The organism is Gemmata algarum (genome assembly GCF_034097035.1).
Taxonomy (GTDB): domain Bacteria; phylum Planctomycetota; class Planctomycetia; order Gemmatales; family Gemmataceae; genus Gemmata; species Gemmata algarum.
The window spans coordinates 1-17,396 of the sequence record NZ_JAXBLV010000004.1; the positions used below are offsets into that span (position 1 = coordinate 1).

Annotated in this window: 16 protein-coding genes; 7 read left to right on the top strand and 9 right to left on the bottom strand. The window is 68.9% G+C overall.

Going from position 1 to position 17,396, the window contains the following annotated elements:
* Positions 1–928: 928 nt before the first annotated feature.
* From R5W23_RS02040 to R5W23_RS02060, 5 genes are all read right to left on the bottom strand, one after another.
* A complete protein-coding gene (locus tag R5W23_RS02040) occupies positions 929–2,209 on the bottom strand; it encodes a hypothetical protein (protein WP_320684881.1) in 1,281 nt (426 codons plus the stop codon).
* Positions 2,210–2,279: 70 nt separating this feature from the next.
* Positions 2,280–3,296 (bottom strand): hypothetical protein, encoded by a 1,017-nt coding sequence (locus tag R5W23_RS02045; RefSeq protein ID WP_320684882.1) that lies wholly within the window; start codon positions 3,294–3,296, stop codon positions 2,280–2,282.
* Between the two features lie 147 nt (positions 3,297–3,443).
* On the bottom strand, positions 3,444–3,704 hold the full coding sequence (locus R5W23_RS02050; RefSeq protein ID WP_320684883.1) for a hypothetical protein: 261 nt from the start codon (positions 3,702–3,704) through the stop codon (positions 3,444–3,446).
* Between the two features lie 7 nt (positions 3,705–3,711).
* Positions 3,712–4,617: an ATP-dependent sacrificial sulfur transferase LarE gene (larE, locus tag R5W23_RS02055; protein WP_407936098.1), complete on the bottom strand. Its 906-nt coding sequence runs from the start codon at positions 4,615–4,617 to the stop codon at positions 3,712–3,714.
* Positions 4,618–4,651: 34 nt separating this feature from the next.
* Positions 4,652–4,984, bottom strand: coding sequence for a hypothetical protein (locus R5W23_RS02060; protein WP_320684885.1), 333 nt, complete (start codon positions 4,982–4,984; stop codon positions 4,652–4,654).
* A gap of 665 nt (positions 4,985–5,649) precedes the next feature.
* On the opposite strand from R5W23_RS02060, the gene lpxK reads away from it, so the two are divergent.
* From lpxK to R5W23_RS02090, 6 genes are all read left to right on the top strand, one after another.
* Complete coding sequence (gene lpxK / locus R5W23_RS02065; protein ID WP_320684886.1) at positions 5,650–6,681, top strand: tetraacyldisaccharide 4'-kinase; 1,032 nt, start codon at positions 5,650–5,652, stop codon at positions 6,679–6,681.
* 186 nt (positions 6,682–6,867) lie between these two features.
* Positions 6,868–8,358 carry a D-glycero-beta-D-manno-heptose 1-phosphate adenylyltransferase gene (rfaE2, locus tag R5W23_RS02070; RefSeq protein WP_320684887.1) on the top strand — a complete coding sequence of 497 codons (1,491 nt, stop codon included), beginning with the start codon at positions 6,868–6,870 and terminating at the stop codon, positions 8,356–8,358.
* On the top strand, positions 8,358–9,431 hold the full coding sequence (gene waaF, locus R5W23_RS02075; RefSeq protein ID WP_320684888.1) for a lipopolysaccharide heptosyltransferase II: 1,074 nt from the start codon (positions 8,358–8,360) through the stop codon (positions 9,429–9,431). The genes rfaE2 and waaF overlap by 1 nt, the downstream gene beginning before the upstream one ends.
* A complete protein-coding gene (locus tag R5W23_RS02080; RefSeq protein WP_320684889.1) occupies positions 9,421–10,866 on the top strand; it encodes a lipopolysaccharide kinase InaA family protein in 1,446 nt (481 codons plus the stop codon). Before waaF ends, R5W23_RS02080 begins: the two co-directional genes overlap by 11 nt.
* Positions 10,863–11,810, top strand: a complete 948-nt coding sequence (locus R5W23_RS02085) for a lipopolysaccharide kinase InaA family protein (protein ID WP_320684890.1) — start codon at positions 10,863–10,865, stop codon at positions 11,808–11,810. Before R5W23_RS02080 ends, R5W23_RS02085 begins: the two co-directional genes overlap by 4 nt.
* Entirely contained in the window at positions 11,811–12,980 is a 1,170-nt protein-coding gene (locus R5W23_RS02090) for a glycosyltransferase family 4 protein (protein ID WP_320684891.1), read from the top strand. It begins immediately after the preceding gene.
* Positions 12,981–13,029: 49 nt separating this feature from the next.
* On the opposite strand, the gene R5W23_RS02095 is transcribed toward R5W23_RS02090, so the two are convergent.
* The gene (locus R5W23_RS02095) at positions 13,030–14,526 is read right to left on the bottom strand and encodes a serine/threonine-protein kinase (protein ID WP_320684892.1); all 1,497 of its coding nucleotides are present in this window, start codon (positions 14,524–14,526) and stop codon (positions 13,030–13,032) included.
* Positions 14,527–14,741: 215 nt separating this feature from the next.
* Between R5W23_RS02095 and R5W23_RS02100 the strand changes: the two genes are divergently transcribed.
* Positions 14,742–14,918: a hypothetical protein gene (locus tag R5W23_RS02100; RefSeq protein ID WP_320684893.1), complete on the top strand. Its 177-nt coding sequence runs from the start codon at positions 14,742–14,744 to the stop codon at positions 14,916–14,918.
* Positions 14,919–15,013: 95 nt separating this feature from the next.
* On the opposite strand, the gene R5W23_RS02105 is transcribed toward R5W23_RS02100, so the two are convergent.
* The 3 genes from R5W23_RS02105 to R5W23_RS02115 all read right to left on the bottom strand — a co-directional run bounded on the left by R5W23_RS02105 (position 15,014) and on the right by R5W23_RS02115 (position 17,247).
* Complete coding sequence (locus tag R5W23_RS02105; RefSeq protein ID WP_320684894.1) at positions 15,014–15,415, bottom strand: CBS domain-containing protein; 402 nt, start codon at positions 15,413–15,415, stop codon at positions 15,014–15,016.
* Between the two features lie 764 nt (positions 15,416–16,179).
* Positions 16,180–16,677 carry a hypothetical protein gene (locus tag R5W23_RS02110; protein ID WP_320684895.1) on the bottom strand — a complete coding sequence of 166 codons (498 nt, stop codon included), beginning with the start codon at positions 16,675–16,677 and terminating at the stop codon, positions 16,180–16,182.
* Positions 16,678–16,824: 147 nt separating this feature from the next.
* Positions 16,825–17,247 carry a hypothetical protein gene (locus R5W23_RS02115; RefSeq protein ID WP_320684896.1) on the bottom strand — a complete coding sequence of 141 codons (423 nt, stop codon included), beginning with the start codon at positions 17,245–17,247 and terminating at the stop codon, positions 16,825–16,827.
* Positions 17,248–17,396: the final 149 nt, after the last annotated feature.

Here is a 17,396-nt window from a genome sequence, read left to right on the forward strand (position 1 = left end):
CAGTGTTTAGTGTGCGAGGCTTCGCGCAATAACACGGGATGATTTCACCCGGCGCACCGCACGCCGGGGACCGAACTCCTGACCGGCCTTGTTGTTACCGTGTGAAGGCTATCTTCACAATATGCGCAATAACACGGTAATGGGCCGTGCGAAACTTCGACTCGCCCCTTCCCGGCTCGCACAATAACACGGTAACGGCCCGTGCGAACGTGAACGTTACTTCGATGCTTCGCGCGGTGCCCTTTGCCTTCCACTTGCGCGGGCCGGCGGATTCTCCCACGCTACTTGGGCCGACATGCTCAGAAGTGTACCCGCGCGGTCGCCCGCGCTCAAGACCCTTGTTCCGATTCGTTCCAGTGCCCGCGTACCCGTTCGCCCATCTCGTTCCACGAGCACGCACTCATTGCGCCGCTCGCGGTTCTATCCGGCAATCCCTTCCCGCACACGGAAGGCGATTTCTTCCGGCATTTCGGAACGCGGCCGGTCGTGCCCGCGACCCATTCGGCGCGAGTCATGGCGGTGTCGATCAGGCGGGAGAAGGACGGTCGAGTTCACGGCGGGGTGAGCGTAGACGCACGGCTATCGGGCGACGGTGGGGCCGGCGTTTGTGAGGCCGGCCCCGGAAGAGGCCGGATGTGTCGTACCAAGTGCGGTTCAATCGTGTCGGTGCCAGCCGCCGTGCGCGACCGGCGTTCTGCTCGCGGTTGCTCGTCAACCGGCTCGCAGTCGTCTTCAGTTTGTCACACGTGTGCGCCGCGCCGGCTAACGCAGGCGCGGCGCACACGTGACACGCGGCCCCCGCCTGCTGGTACCGGTGGGGACCGCGCGGCGTATTCGGAACTCCCGACCGATCACGAAGGCCGTGCCACTTGAAACGACCGGACGGCACGTCCGCACGGTTACAGTTTTCGAGCGAACCGCCGCACGATCAACTCTTTTCGTCGTCCTTGTCTTCCACCGACCGGATGAACTCCAGCGCGCCCCGCCGCACGCCCCCGACCGCACGCCAGTAGCCCACCACCACGATTAGCCAGCCCATCAGGATCGCCGCCTGCTCGTAAAGCAGCCAATCGGCATCCGGCTTCTTCGGGCGCCCGTGAATTACATACTGTTCCCACCCGACGATTACGAGAACCGGAATGAGGGCGAAAAGGAACCCGAGCCACCCGACCTGCCGGGCCACCTTCGGCCGCTTGAGCGCGAGCCCGCTGGCGGTCAGCGCGGTGAGGAACCAGAACTCCGCCAGCGGGGCGGACACGAGCAGCGCCAGCCGCGCGTACCTCACCTCCTCCGGGAACGGCACCTTCTCGCACACGATCCAAACCGGCACGGACACGAAGGCGACCAGCGTGAGCAGCCCGCTCAGCGCGAACATTCCGCCGGCGCCGCTGTTCCGCGGGGCGCCGCCGCTGAACAGCCGCCCGATCACCATCAGGAAGCCGGCCAGCGCGCCGAACAGCCCGTAGGTGGCGAGGTTGATTTCGTCGGTCTTCGAGAGCGGGATCGAGTTCGGCCCGCCCGAGTTGATGTAACCGTCGATCTGAACCCAGCCCTCGCCCTTGGGCAGTTCGCCGACGGAGCGGGTGTACACGGCCTTGCCGAACTCGACGAACCCGAGCAGCGCGACGAACAGCAGCGAGAACCGGACCCAGAAGAGGCCGCGGCGCACGGACGCCCACTTCTTCGCGAGCACCTGTTCCGGGCTCTTCTCCGCGGCCTTCTTCTTGGGCTCGGGCGCGGCCGGCTTGGGCCGCGGCTTGCCCCCGCGGTCCCCCCGCTTGGGCGCGGGCGGCGGCGCGTCCGGGTCCGGTTCGAGTTCGGGCGGCGGGGCCGACGGGAACGGCCGCGACGGGGCGGTCGGCACCGGGCCGGTGACGGCGGGCTCGGTGGGCAGCGCGCCCCAATCGGCCGGGGCGGCCGGTTGCTCGGGGCGGTTGGCCCGCACGGGCGCGACGGGCGGGCGCGACGGGGCCGGGCGCGGCTGCGACGGCGGCAGCAGGTCCGACTCGAACGCGGGGCGCGGCGGGGCCGGGCGCGGCGGTGGCGGCGACGGGGCCGGCTCGACCGGGACCGTCGGCGCGGCCCCCTCTTCGGGCAGCGGCACCGGCACCGCGGTCTGGCAGTACGGGCACTTCACCCGTTTGCCCGCGGACTCGTCGCGGGCGCGGAACCGCTTCCCGCACGACGGGCACCCCAGTGTGATCGGCATAATTTCTCCAGCACCAAGGAACTCGCCGCGCCGCCAATAAAGATCCCACCGACCGGTGGGGCGGCCGGCGCTATTGTGCGGATTCGGAACCGGAACGGTTACTCTCGGCGACCGCCCCCCGGCCGGCCGCGAAAAGCGAGTAGTGAACGAAGGCGTACCCGGCATGGAACAGATAAGCGACCGAGAGCCCCCCCAGGAGGACGGCCGCGCGCCGCGCGACCGGCACCTCCGGCGCGGCGGGCGGCGCCGGACGCGCCGCCGGGTTCGGCGCCGGGCGCGGCAAAAACTCCACCAGCATACCGGCGTAGATGATTAACGCCATGAGCACCACCCACGCCGAGGCCACCAACTGGAGCACCAGCGTGACCGCCCCGGCACGGCGGCGGAGTCGGTCGGTCGGCAGCGCGCCGCCGACAACGCCCATCGCCGCGACGACGCTCATTTCGGCCACGAACCCAGCAACGTACCCGAGAAGGTACAGCCGCCCGGCCCAGTCGAACCCGACACTCCGTTCGCCGGGGCTCACCAACGCGGTAACCACGAGCACCAAGCCGCAGAGGAGGGCAACGAACCGCAGAGCGCTCAAACAAAACGCGCCGATCAGGACGCCGGTGCCACCGGTTCCGGCCGGCAACCGCAGCATCATCCACCGCCCGGCGCAGATGCAACCCGTGCCGGCGAGGTAAAGGGCAAAGAACACGGGCGCAGAATAGTCGCTATTGACCCGGGCCACCGGGATCACGCCGAGCCGCCCAAGCCCCACGCCCGCCACGGTCATAAACAGTACCGTGATGGCAAGGAACTCCGTCACGATGCCCCATCCGACCCACCGACACCCGCGGGCGAACGCCTGCCACGGCAACGCCAACTCGTGCCCCGCGGCGCCGCGCGTGCGCCGCCGGCCCGGCACCGGCGATTCGCGGGCGCCCGGCGGATCGTCCTCGTCGGGAATCGGGAGCAGTTCGGCCTCCGGGGCCGGCACGGTCGAGAGCGCTTTGCAGTACGGGCACCGGACCAGTTTTCCGGCCCGGTGCGCCGGCGCCTCAAGCGGTTCGTCGCAGTTCGAGCAGGTGAGCGCAATCGACATCCACTGTTTCCAAAGGGAAACGACCGGCAAACCCCTTGTGCCATTTGCGACATGCTAAGCGCAACGGCGCCCGGGCGGAACCCCCTGGGCGCCGGAAAAGCCGCGGCCGGGGTCCGCGCGGCGCGGTGGTGCCGGCGGCACGGGGCGTCAGAACCGCGGGGCGGGCCGCGGCCACTCGGGATCGTAGGCCAGTGAGAAGATTTGTTGAAGCAGCTCGGCCTTGTTCGGCGCGTCGCCGAGGAGCGCCTCGACGGCCCGCCGCAGCTTCGCGGCGCGCGGATCGGCGGCAGCGGCTTCGGCGCCGGCGCCGCGACCGATGCGGTCGAAGATGGCGGCCGTTTCCAACAGCTTGCTGCGGGCGTCGAGGAAGAACTGGTCGAGCGCGGCGGCGGCGGGGAGCGGGGTCATGGGAACCTTACAGTTCGTCGGCGGCAGGCGCCTGGGTCGGTTCGTCGCGGCGGTACCGCAGCTTCAACTCGATCGGTACGAGTTCATTCAAGTTGCCGGAGCGGAACCCGTCGAGGTCGATGGTCACGAACTTGAACCCGAGGGCGTGCAGCGCCCGGGCGAGTTCGCCGCGGACCGGATCGGCGGCGAACGTCGGCAGCTCGCTCACGGGCACCTCAACGCGGGCCAGGTCGCCCTCGTGGTACCGCACCCGGCACTCGCGCAGCCCCAGCGACCGCAGTACGGCTTCCGCCTCCTCGACGCGCCTCGTCCGCTCGGGGGTGACCGCAACCCCGGGGGCCATCCGGCTGGACAGGCACGGGGCCGCGGGCTTGTCCCAGGTCGGTAGCCCCCAGAACTGCGCCAGCGCGCGGACATCGGCCTTCGTGAACCCGGCCTCTTGCAGCGGGTGCCGCACCGAATGCTCGGCAGCGGCGAGCAGCCCGGGGCGGTAGTCCCCCAGGTCGTCGAGGTTCGCGCCGCTCGCGATGAGCGACACTTCCAGCTCCGGCAGAAGCGATTCGACCGTGGTGTACAGTTCCGTCTTGCAGTGGTAGCAGCGGGAGCCGTCGTTCTTGGTGTAGTCGGGGTTGCGGAACTCGTCGGTGCGAACGACGACGTGCCGGATGCCGATCAGCTTCGCCAGCTCGCGGGCGTCGCGCAACTCGGTGCGGGCCACGCTCGGGCTGTCCGCGGTCACCGCGACCGCCCGCGCCCCCAGCGCCAGGTGCGCGGCCTTTGCGACGACGGTGCTGTCGATGCCGCCGCTGAACGCGACCGCGACGCCCGGCATCGCGCCGAGGGTCGCGAGCAGCGCCTCACGCTTGGCGTCGAGTTCGGCGGACAGTTCGATGGCGTGCGCCTCAGTACCCATCATTTCAGTATAAGTGCCGGGTGCGGGTGGGTGGTCAGGAGTTATTCGACTTCCGGGCCGGTCCCGATTCCGGTTTGCCGAAATCGAAGTCGGGATTCGGTTCGGAGTCTTCAGCACGCCTCGCGGGGTCTGGTTGGAACGGCCGTCGGACCGGGGTGCTCAGTTCGTCGTGCGCCAGACGGCCGGCGTACCACTTCGCAAAGTTAACACCGGCAAGAACCAACGCCAGAATCGCGCCGAGCGCGAGCCGAAGCGGGTCGAACAACTGCGCCACGCGGTCGGGTGCCACGAACCGAACGGTCAGGAGCGTCGCGCCTGCCATCAGGAAGAATAGCCCGATCGCGAGCCGCATGTGCCGTACCGCCATCGCCGCGCCCTCCGGGTGTCCTCATTTTAGACGCGAACCACTCCGCCCCAACAGGCGGGGGAGAGGCAAACCAACAAATGCGCCCCCACGGACAACGGAACAAGGCCCTGTCGGCTGACTGTGGCTTCGGGCTTTGCGGGTTATGCCACCGCTCGAAACACGGGCACGCCCCCGTTCGCGCTGCAACGGGGGTTACAGGGCGTCGGCAGCAACCGCTGGGGCAACGACGGGACAATCGCTACCGGATGAGTGGCGATTCGCTGGCAACTCGCTGGGTCATTACTACCCGCGATTCGCACGCCTTCGTCCCCGGATGCGGCCACAAGAGCAACCGCCCGCGCCCTCTGGGACGTTTAAATGGAGAGTTGCAACATATTGCCAGCAAGTTATTTACGGCGTCGCCATCGCCAACCCGTCGTGACGCCAGCCCCGCGCGCATCCGACGCCAACCGTCCGGCCCGATGCGAGCGAGGCGGATTCAAACTTCCGGTAGCTCCACACAAGGGGAATGGGTGCCCGAAATGCCCGATGTGCCGACGGTAGGAGAGCGCGGTCGCGCGGTGCGGCGCTTCGCGTTGACACGCTTGCGCCGCGACTGTTACAGTCCGTCCGCTTGTGAGCACACAGGAGTTTTCGGGATTAACCCTCAGTCGTGGTACGCCCTGGTGAGCGGGGAGCGGCGCGGGCCGTTGGCGGCGGCGCTGCGCCTCGGTTTGCGCCTCGCGAGCGGGCCATATGCCCTCGGGGTGCGGACGCGGAACGCGCTGTTCGCCCGCGGGTGGAAAACGGTCCACCGGGCCACCGTACCCGTGGTGAGCGTCGGCAACCTGACGCTCGGCGGGACCGGCAAGACGCCGTGCGTCGAGTGGGTCGCGCGGTTCTTCCGGGAGCGCGGCGTGCAGGTCACGATCCTCAGCCGCGGTTACGGGAGCAGCACGGGCCGGAACGACGAAGCCCTCGTGCTGGAAGAGAACCTGCCGGACGTGCCGCACCTGCAAGGCGCCGACCGGGTGGCGCTCGCGGCCACCGCCGTCGAGGAACTCGAAGCCGAACTGCTCGTGCTGGACGACGGGTTCCAGCACCGCCGGCTGCACCGCGACCTCGACCTCGTACTGATCGACGCGACCCGTCCGCCGGAGCGCGATTTCGTGTTCCCGCGCGGCACCCTCCGCGAGCCCGCCGGCGGGTTGCGGCGTGCCGGGGCCGTGCTGCTGACGCGGTGCGATCAGGTGCCCGCTGCGGAACTCGACCGACTGCGCGACTGGCTCGGGCGCCGGGTGCCGAACGTGCCGGTCGCGAGTACCGAACACCGGCCGATCGATCTGGTCGGCGGTGACGGGGACACCGAACCGCTGGAGTTGCTCCGCGGGCAGACGGTGGCCGCGTTCTGCGGAATCGGCAACCCCGGCGCGTTCCGGCACACGCTCGAATCGCTCGGCGCAACGGTCGCGGAGTTCCGCACGTTCCCGGACCACCACGCCTACACGGCCGAAGACGTGCGCGCCCTCACGCATTGGGCCACCACACTTCCCGACGGCGCGATCATCGCCACGACCCAGAAAGACTGGGTGAAGCTGCGCGTGCCGGAGCTGGGCGGGCGGCGGCTGCGGGCGGTGCGGATCGGGTTACACTTCCGCGACGGGGAAGACGCCGTTTCGGAAGTGTTGGAACGGGTACTGACGAGCGACACGGCCTGACCCCGCGGCCGATACGCGATTCGGCTGGTTATGTCTGTTTCTTGTGGCACAGACATTCCTGTCTGTGCGGCGCGAGAAGGCCGCACAGACAGGAATGTCTGTGCCACAAAGGCAGCGGCCAAAACAGGTACCAGACAAGACACAACGTCCGGCGCACGCGCCAACGGATGGCAACGGACCGTCACCATGACCGACCTGACCGAGCTTGTTCAGAACCTGGGCGCCCCGCGCGTGCTGGTGGTCGGCGACGTGATGCTCGACCGCTACGTGTGGGGCAACGCCGAGCGCATCAGCCAGGAGGCGCCGGTCGTCCTGTTGCGCGCCGACAAGCGGGAGGAGCGGCTCGGCGGCGCCAGCAGCGTCGCCACCATGCTCCAGGCCCTCGGCGCCCGCACCAGCGTGCTCGGGGTCGTGGGCAACGACGGCGACGGGTTCCACGCGCGCCGCATCCTCACCGGCCTCGGCATCGACGCGGACGCCGTGGTCACCGACCCGGACCGCCCGACGACGGTCAAGGAGCGGTACATCGGCCGGGCGCAGGCGAAGCACCCGCAGCAGATGATCCGGGTGGACTACGAGAGCCGCGAGCCGGCCTCGGACCGGGTGGAGCGGCAGCTCGCCGACGCGCTCGCCGCCAAGGTGCGCGAGGCGGACGTGGTTCTCATCAGCGATTACGACAAGGGCGTCTGCACGCCCGGGCTGCTCCGGGCCGCGATCGAAATGGCGAAGGCGCGCGGGGTCCGGGTCGTCGCCGACCCGACCCGCGGGGGCGACTACCGCAAGTACCGCGGGTGCTCGAGCATGACCCCCAACCGGCTCGAAGCGAGCCTCGCGGTGGGGTTCGCGATCAACACCAGGGATGACGCGCTCCGCGCCGCCGCCCACCTCCGCGACACGCTGGAGCTCGAAGCGGGCATCGTCACGCTCGATAAGGACGGAATGGCGCTCGCACACGCCGACGGGCGCGGCGCCGTGTTCCCGACCCGCCCGCGCCAGGTGTACGACATCACCGGCGCCGGCGACATGGTGATGGCGACCCTCGGCCTGGCGCTCGCCGCCGGAGCCGATTACGGCGACGCGATCCGGCTGGCGAACGTCGCCGGCGGGCTCGAAGTCGAGAAGATCGGCGTCGCGACCGTCACCCGCGAAGAGATCCTGGCCGACCTGTTGCACTCCCCGTTCCGGGCGGCGGAGCGCGTGCCCGGCGGGGCGAAGGTGGCCGCGCTGCCCCACCTGCTGGCGGAACTCGACGGGCGGCGCCGCAACGGCCAAACGGTCGCGTTCACCAACGGGTGCTTCGACGTGCTGCACGCCGGCCACGTCCAGTACCTCGCCGAGGCCCGGCGCCAGGCCGACTGCCTCGTGGTCGCCGTCAACAGCGACGCCAGCGTGCGGCAACTGAAAGGCCCGACGCGCCCGCTCAACCCGGTCGAGGCCCGGGCGCTCGTGCTCGCCGGCCTCCAGGACGTGGACTACGTCACCATCTTCAACGAGCAGACCCCCGCGGGCGTCATCGAGGCCGTGCGGCCCGACGTACTCGTGAAGGGCGCGGACTACCAGAAGGCCGACGTGGTCGGCGCGGCGTTCGTGGAGAGCTACGGCGGCCGGGTCCACCTCGCCGACCTCCGCGCCGGGTTCTCGACCACGAACCTGATCGAACGGATGAAGGCCGCCTGATGAACCGCATCGCGCTGTTCCTGCCGAACTGGATCGGGGACGTGGTGATGGCCACGCCCGCGGTCCGGGCCGTCCGCGCCGCGTTCCCGGCGGCCGAACTGGTCGCGGTGTGCAAGCCCTACGTCGCCGACGTGCTGGCCGGCGCGCCGTGGTTCGCGCACACCGTCCTGGCCGACAAGCGCGGGCCGAAGGCGCAACGGCTGTTCGCCGCGGCGCGCCGGCTGCGCGAACTCGGCACCGACGCGGCGCTGCTGTTCCCGAACTCGTTCCGCACGGCCCTCCTGGCGCGCCTCGGCGGCGCCAAGCGAATCGTCGGGTTCGCGCGCTACGCCCGCGGCGTCCTGCTCACCGACAAGTTGCACGCCAAAACCGACGCCCGCGGCCGGTTCGTGCCGTCCCCGGCACTCGACGACTACAACCGGCTCGCGGTCGCGCTCGGTGCGGCCGATCCCGGGCACCGGATGGAGCTGTTCACCACGCCCGCCGACGACTCGACGGCCGCGGAGATCTGGGAGCGGTTCGGGCTCGGGCGCTACCCGCGGGTCGTGGCACTCAACCCGGGCGCGGCGTTCGGCGCCGCGAAGCACTGGGGCTGCGACCACTTCGCGGAACTCGCACGGTCCCTGACCGCGCGCCTCGGCTGCGGGGTGCTCGTGCTGTGCGGCCCGGGCGAGCGCGAGATGGCCCGGCAAATCGCCGAGCAGAGCCGGTCCCCGCACGTGTACTCGCTCGCCGACGCGAAGCTGTCGCTCGGGCTGACGAAAGCGGTGGTCAAGCGCGCCGACCTGCTCGTCACCACCGACAGCGGCCCGCGGCACTTCGCGGCGGCGTTCAACCGGCCGGTGGTGGCGCTGTTCGGCCCGACGCACATCGAGTGGACCGAGACGCACTTCGCGAAGGAGATTTGCCTTCAGAAGAAGCTCGCGTGCGGCCCGTGCCAGCAGCGGGTGTGTCCGCTCGGGCACCACCGCTGCATGCGCGAACTCGCCCCCGCAAGCGTGTTCGAGGCCGCCGAGCGGCTTTTAACGCGGCTCACGCTCCCCGTGTGGGAAGGGGTGCCCCGTGCAGCTTGAAGCCGCCGCCGCCGTGCGCGAGCCGAGGGTCCTGTTCGCGCCGCCCGCCGATCGGAGCGGCACGCTCACGGTCCACCCGGCGTTCGCCGAGTTGTTCGCGCGTGTCGGGTTGCAGCACCCCGCCTCGTTTCTGGACCTACCCGGTGAGGTGGTGAGCGGCCACGCCGACCGGCACGTCGTGCGGGTGGCGGTGCCCGGGGCGCCGCGGGCGTTCTACCTCAAGCGCCAGCACGTCGTCGGTTGGCGCGAGAAGCTCCGCAACTGGCGGGCGGGGTTCGGGTGGGCGTCGCGGTGCGCGCGCGAAGCCGCTCTGCTGGAGGAACTGACCGCGGCCGGTCTGCCGGCCCCGTCGTGGGCGGCATTCGGCACCCACGGGCGACAAGCCTTCCTGCTGGTCGAGGAGGTGGCAGACGCCGTTGACCTGCGCCGGCTGCTCGGCACGAACGCGCTGTCGCAGCCGCAGCGGTCCGCACTCGCAAGGCGGATCGGCGGCGCGGTCGCGGCGGTCCACGCGGCCGGATTCGAGACGCCCGACCTCACCGCGAAGCACGTGCTCGTGAACCCGCGCACCTTCGAGCTGACGTTCCTGGACTGGCCGTCCGCGGGCCGTGGCGTGACGGACGCGGCCCGTGCGGACGCGCTCGGGGCACTGCACGCATCGGTCTCCCCAGAGCTGGCGAGCCCCGCCGACCGGCTCCGCGTCCTCGCCGCGTACCGCGCCCAGGGCCGCGCCCCGGAAAACCTCCTGGCACGCGCGCTCGGCGCCGCAGCGCGGCACGCGACCCGGCGGTCGGTGCGTGACCAACTTCAGCCCGGCGCGCGGCCCCAGCGGCTGGTGTGGCTCGCCGGCGAGGCCGTGTGCGCGGTGCCGGAGATCGCAGCGGTGTGGCCGACGCCCGCGATCAGATCACCGTTTTACGGCTCGGGACCGACCGGCGCGCTGAAGGTACGGATGGCGGGCCGGGACGCGGTACTCGCACGCGGTCGCGAGTCCGCGCCGCTCGGCCGGCTGCGGGCCTGGGTCCGCGCCACCCCGTGGCGGTCGGAAGGGGTCACAATCGGGCGGGTGCTGTTCCACCTGGAGCGGTACGGGGTACCCGCCCCGCGCCTGATGGGGTTCGGCCAGCGGCTCACCGGCTTAGCCTCCGCGGAGTGGTTCGCGCTGTACGACGCGCCGCCCGGAGTGCCCTTGCGAAAATGGCGGCGGACGGCATCATCTTCCGCCCGCCGCGCGGCTCTTGCGAGCGTACTCGCGTGCCTGGACGCGCTCCACGCCGCGGGCTGCGTCCTGACCGACCCGAAGAACGCGTTCGCGTTCGACAACGGGCGGGTGAGCGTCGCGGACCCGCGCGCCGTGCGAATCGTGCGGCGGGTGGGTGCGGCAACCAGGCGGCGCGACGCCCGCGCCGCGGCCCGGCTTCTGGGAGCGGAATGAGCGCGAACCCGAACCCGTCCCTCTTCCGGCCCGAGGTGGGCGACCCGGTCTCGAGCTTCTGGCGCCGGGTGTGCCAGGGGGTGCGCCTGCTGCGCCGCCAAGCGGACTGGGAGCGCTTCGCCGGCGAGTCGTGGACGGAGAGCATCATGACGGTGCCGCTCACGGACCGCGAGCACGCCAAACAAGGGCGGTCGATCGGGCGCAAGGTGTTCGCAGACGGGCGCGACAAGCTGAGCGTCTACCTGAAGCGGCACTACCGCCTGCCGCGGCTGCACGGGCTGCTGGCGACGCTGTTCCCGGGCCGCGCGTGGTCGCCGGGGCTGCAAGAGTGGGCGCACCTGTGCTGGGCGAAGGAGCACGGCTTCCCCGTGCCGCGCCCGGTCGCGGCCGGACAGTTCGTCGGGCCGTGGGGCCGGCTCCAGGGGTTCCTGGCGATCGAAGAGCTGCACGGGATGCTGCCGCTCCACGAAGCGGTCCCCCGCGCCGCCCGGGCACTCGATCCCCGGACGTTCGCGCGCTGGAAGCGGGGGCTGGTGGCCGAACTCGCCCGCCTGTCGCGCGAACTGCACCGCCGGCACGTGTTCCACAAAGACCTGTACTTCTGCCACTTCTACATCCCCGAAGCGCTGACCCGCACGCCCCCGACCGGTTGGACGAACCGCGTCGTGATGATCGACCTGCACCGGCTCGCGCGGCACCCGCTCACCGGCCCGTGGTGGCAGATCAAGGACCTGGCGCAACTGCTGTTCTCGTCGGAAGTCGAAGGGGTGACCGCGCGCGACCGCGTGCGGTTCTGGAAGCTGTACCGGCGGCACTGGCCCGCCGGGCGCGGCCCGGGCGAATGGATTCGCCCGCTCGTGAAGTGGAAGTGGCAGCGGTATCGCCGCCACAACCAGCGGAAGCCGTCCGCCGTGCCTTACGACCAGCAACGGAGTGCCGCGTAGATGGACATCGCACTGTGCTACGAGAGCGTGCTGCCGGCGCGCGGCGGCGCGGAGACGTACATCGGCGACCTCGCGCGCCGGCTCGCCCGCGACGGCCACGCCGTCCACCTGTACGCCGCCCGGTGGGACGCCAGCGCGCTGCCCGCCTCCACGCACTTCCACCGGATCGACGTGCCGAGCGGCCCACGGTTCCTGCGCCCGTGGCGGTTCGCCGAGGCGTGCGAAGCCGAGCTGCAACGCCACCGTCACGACGTGAGCATGGGGTTCGACAAGACCTGGGGTCAGGATGTGCTGTACCCGCAAGGCGGGCTGCACGCCGCCAGCGCCGCGCACAACCTGCTGAAGTACCCCGATGCCCTTTCCCGCGGGTTGGCAGCGGTCGGGAAGTGGCTCGACCCCGCGGCGTGGTCGTTCGCGCGGCTGGAGCGGAAGCAGTACCTCGGGCCGAACCGACCGCTGATCGTCGTCAACAGTTTCATGGTGCAAAAGCACTTCGAGCAGTTCTACGGCATACCCCCGGACGCAGTGCGGGTGGTCCGCAGCGCGATCGACCCCCTCCGGTTCGCTGCAGAGGACCGGCTCAAGCGCCGGCACGAGGAGCGCAGCCGGTGGATGGCGTTCCCGGAAGACACGATCGGCCTGTTCGTGGCGATGAACTACCGACTAAAGGGACTGGCGCCCCTGCTGAACGCGCTGGCGCGGGTGCCGCGCGACCGACCGTTCAAGCTCGCCGTTGTGGGGCACCCCAAGGTCGACCGATACCGGCGCCAGGCGGAGAAGTTGGGCGTCGCCGACCGGGTCGTGTTCCTCGGGCACCGCGACGACCCGCGCGACTGCTACTTCGCGGCCGACTTCCTTGTTCACCCGACGTTCTACGACCCGTGTTCGCTGGTCGCACTCGAGGCGCTGGCGTGCGGACTGCCGGTGGTCACGTCGCGGTACAACGGGGCAAGCGAGTTGCTCACCCCGCCGAACGACGGCGCCGTAATCGACGACCCGCACGACGCGGCAACGCTGGCCGGAGCGATGTACCGGTTCACGGACCCGAAGTACCGCGCGGAGTCATCGACCGCGGCGCGGCAGACTGGTACGAAATGGACCTTCGAGCACCATTATCAGGCGTTACTCAACGTGTTCGGCGAGGTCCGCCAAATCAAGAAGGCCGCGTGACGCCGTCGCGGTCCCGCCGCTTGGTGCGCGGGCCTGTGGCGGGATCGGTTCACCGCGGGGACATTTGCGGAGTCGGCTGTGGTGTCGGCGCCAAGCGAGAATTCACCGCCCGCACCGCCCACACCAACACGACGAGTAGCACCAGGGTCATAACTCCGGCCCCCACCCACACCGGCGCGAGCCCATTGCGCGAGGGGCGGGGGCGAGCGCGATTCGAACGTGACGCGGGTGCTTGGCGCCGCTTCCCCCGGCGCGGCTTGGTAGTCAGTTCGGCCAGATCGACCGGCCGAGGGGTGACATCAGATGAAGTCGCCGCCGGCTGGAGTGCCGGCGGGTTTTCCGGAAGGTCGAGCAACACGTGCTTCGTCGTGGAACTCGGCACCAAACCCATTGAGGACGGGAGAGCGGTACTCCGCGACGGCAGCGTGTCGCCGGACGCCGCCGGATTCTGCGGGGCGGGGCGCACCGTCACCACCGGCACCGCGGCCGACCCGTCGGGGTACCGCGCGTACGATTCCAGAATCGCGGCGACTTCCGCTGCCGTCTGAAACCGGTCGTCGGGGCGCTTTGCCATCAGCCGGGCGACGATCTCGGCCACCGGAGCGGGCACCCCGGGCCGCAACGCCTGAAGCGGGGCCGGCCGTTCGAGCTGGTGCTGCAACAACTTCTCGATCGCGTTCCCGGTGGGAAATGGGGGACGGCCGGTGAGGAGGAAGTAGAGCGTGCAACCCAGGCTGTAAAGGTCCGCGCGTGCGTCCACCAGCTTCGAGTTTTTCGCCTGCTCGGGCGCCATGTAGTCCGGCGTCCCCACGACGGTGTGGTCCCGCGTCAGGTCCGGGGCGACCATGTCTTCGGGATCGACCGCGCGGGCGAGGCCCAGGTCCAGAATTTTGACGACCGCCGGTTCGGTCGCCTGAGGCAAATGCCGCTCGCCCGCAACCACAATGTTGGACGGCTTGATGTCGCGGTGGACCAGCCCGTGGTCGTGCGCGTGTTGCAACCCGAGTGCCGCCTGCCGAACGTATTCGCACGCTTCCACGACCTCAAGCTTCTGGAAGTCACGCATCATCCGGGCCAGGTCAATGCCGTCTACAAACTCCATCGCCAGGAAGAACTTGCCGTCCGCCTCGCCCGCGTCATCGACGCTCACGATGTTCGGGTGGTGCAACTTGCCAGTCGCCTGCACCTCGCGCGCGTACCGGCCGCGCACGGTCGGGTTCACGATGAGTGACGGCCGGATCACCTTGAGGGCCACCGTCCGATCGGTTCGACCGTGCCGCGCGCGGAACACCTTGCCCATGCCGCCCTCACCGAGCTTGTCGAGCACGATGTAAGAGCCAACGACGAGGTCTGCGGACTTCCCGCGAATGATCTTGCCGAGTTGGTAGTGGGTGACGCGCTCGTGCTTGAGTATGTGTCTCATCCCGCCCTGGAGGTCGGTTCCGAAGGCGTTCAGGTCGCGGACGATCGCCCCGATCTGCTCGGGGGTGAACAGCCCGCTCCCCTGGAGGGTGCGCACCAAGTCGTCGGCGGTTTCAAGTGGCATACCGGGCGCGTCCGATCCGCTTCAGGCGACGCCTCGAACGAAGGCCGGCGAGGGCGGCCCATTCGATTCTTCAGATTGTAGCGCATCGTTGGCCCAATAGAAGCGGCAAATCCGACCGATACGGCGACGAAGTTCGGAAGCGAACCAACACTGCGTGAAGCGAACCGTTAAAATTCCCGATGATGACACAACCCAGTTGCTGAGGAGAGATGCTGATGTCACAGCCCATGAAACCCAACCCGGTCGTTTCCGCTACCGCCGCGTCGGTTGCGGCTGAGTCCCTGCCGTACCGCAAGGTCTACGCCTGGGTGTTTCAGGCGTGGCTGGTCATGTTCCTTGGCGTGATCTGCGCGGCCTTGGCGTTTTACCTGTTGTCATACATCCCGAAGTAATAAACCTTCCGCTCCTGCCCCAGCCAGAATTCCGGCCCTTCACCCCAGCGCGAGAGGCCGGAAAGCAGCCTTTGCGTCCTGACACCGACGCTGCATTACTTGAGCTTCCTCAGCACGTCGATGGGGCTGATGATTCCCACCACAATCCCGCTCGGGTCGATCACGAACAGGTGGTGAACCCCCACCTCCAGCAGTTGCTCGATCACCGAGGCCGCCGACATCTCAACGCGGACCGTAAACACTGCGGGTGTCATGATCTGCGTAACGGGAGTGGTGTCGGCCGGACTGGTGCCGTGATGCCGGGCGTGGTTCACGATATCCGTCTTCGTGACAACTCCGACCGGGCGCCCGCCGGCATTGATAACGGTCGCGGCCCCGAACCCCCGCTCAGTCAGGAACGCAGCGGCTTCAGCGACGGTCACGCTGGCGGCCAGCGACACCGGCCCCGGAGTCATGAGGTCGGCGGCAGTATTGGCGTGTAGGGTCAGGTTAGGCACGAGTTCGGCTCCGAGAGGGGTGCTGTTACGCTCGCTCCTCGGGCCGAACGTGTCAAGGGCGAGGCCGTTACTTCTTCTCAACCTCCGCTGAGAAGTCCCAGAACCCGAGCCGGGTCTCGGATACACCGTTCGGTTCGAGAACCGCCAGCAGCGGCTTCTTAGGACAGAACGCAATGATAGCGTGGTTCTGTGGTCTCTAATTCCGTAGCATTTTACCCGTTTGGGTGTCCCAAACGGGTAACGATCCTCCTCTGTATGCACGAGACATCTGCTCCTTCCCGTCCGGACCAAACAGTTTTCGATAGGGCGTGACCGGTCGCCCGCTACACCGGTAAGGCCCAAGTAATCTCGTCCAGAATCGGTCGTTGCGGGTAGAGCGTTCTGGTTTCCCGTTCGATGCGGGACCGTTGGAACGCTTCCCCGCCCCCGTTGAGGAACTCACTACGGATGTCCGACATCGCCTGGGTACCCTCACCGGTCCAGTGCATCCCGCACGTTCCAGACGGCCCTTCACATAATGGCGGCACGCTCCCTCGATCACACCGCTGGCGATCGGATATCCCTTGGGCAGTTACTCGCCGTAACGCATCCGATCCGCGTTCGTCCTCAGACATACGCAGATCGTCTTCAAACGCTTCCGCTTCGCACTCGCCAGACCACGCCTCGTTCCCGTCTGTCGCAGACCGCGAACGGCACTCAACACCTCGCCTTGGAGCACACGCTCCAGGCGCTCACGAACGGACGCCATCGCATCCCCACGTCCCTCACGGTAAAACAGGTGAGCCGCGGCCCACAATCGTGGGGCCACGTGCAGAAGATCCAGAATCTCCACCGCGTTGGTCCCCGGCAAATACGCACGCCGGGCGTTCCCAGAACGCGTCCGGCCCATCCATCAAATACACCACCTCGCGCCGACGGCCCGGGTTCCGACGCTTCAACTCGACCGACCGCCACGCGAACACCAGATCGGTTCCGGGGACCGTTATCCCGTCGTCCTCATACGTCAGGCTGGCCCACACGTGCTTGCCCACCGGGCGAGGTCGAGTCGATGTCGAGACCGGGCGGTCACTGGCTGGATCGCGAAACAGCGAGGCCACCACATCAGTCGGGGTTCGTACGACCCGATCCACCGAGTAAATGGTTCCAACCGCAGCCATTCGCTTCTGGTTCGCCTTCTGCCCCTTGGTCCGGTGCGCCTGAATCTTCGGCTCGTCTGCCGGGCGTCGCATCACCACCCCCTTGCCGTCGGCCTGAGCCACCATCACCGCGCCCTCGTCGGCGGCGGTCGGGCCATACGGAACGAGTGAACGGCCCCGGCCATGTGTCGGTTCATCCGCTCCCGATGGTCGGTAGATTGCTTCAAGCCGCGGACCTCGAAGAGGGTCACGCCGACCCGAGCGAACGCGCGCTCACAGCCGAGTGCTTGGTCCCATTGCGGAAGCAGGGATGGAGTAATCGCTGGCCGGCAACGGGAGCCGAGCATCGAGCGGCACGAACTCAATCCTCTGCCCGACCCGTGTGCCGTAGACCGTCCGACGGAGCGTGAAATCCCCAACGGCGAACCGATACGCTCGGTCGTGCGTGTCAGTTAAGCGTTGAAGGGTCTGGGCATCGGCGAGTGTGACGGTCTGGCCGAGATCGCCGGTGCCCTGGATTCTGAAGAAGAGTTCGAGAGCTTGTCGCCCGAGAGCCAGGGTTCGAGTCCAGATCCCGCGTTCGACATCATGTGCGGGCGTGGCGTCGGTGGCGGCTTTGCGAACGTAAGCGGCGAGTTGCTGGGCGAGCGTGTCGAGGGCAGGTGACTGGTCTGCGGCGTGCTGTCGTGCAATCATGGACGTGGCCTCCTGGCGGGCGAGCATGGCGATGTGGTAACTCCATGTTGTTCGCCGGGAGGTCGCTTGTCATCACCGGGCACGCCACAAACTCCGAAACAGACACCGGTTCTACAGTCGCGGACAACCGGTCACGCCCGATTGATTTA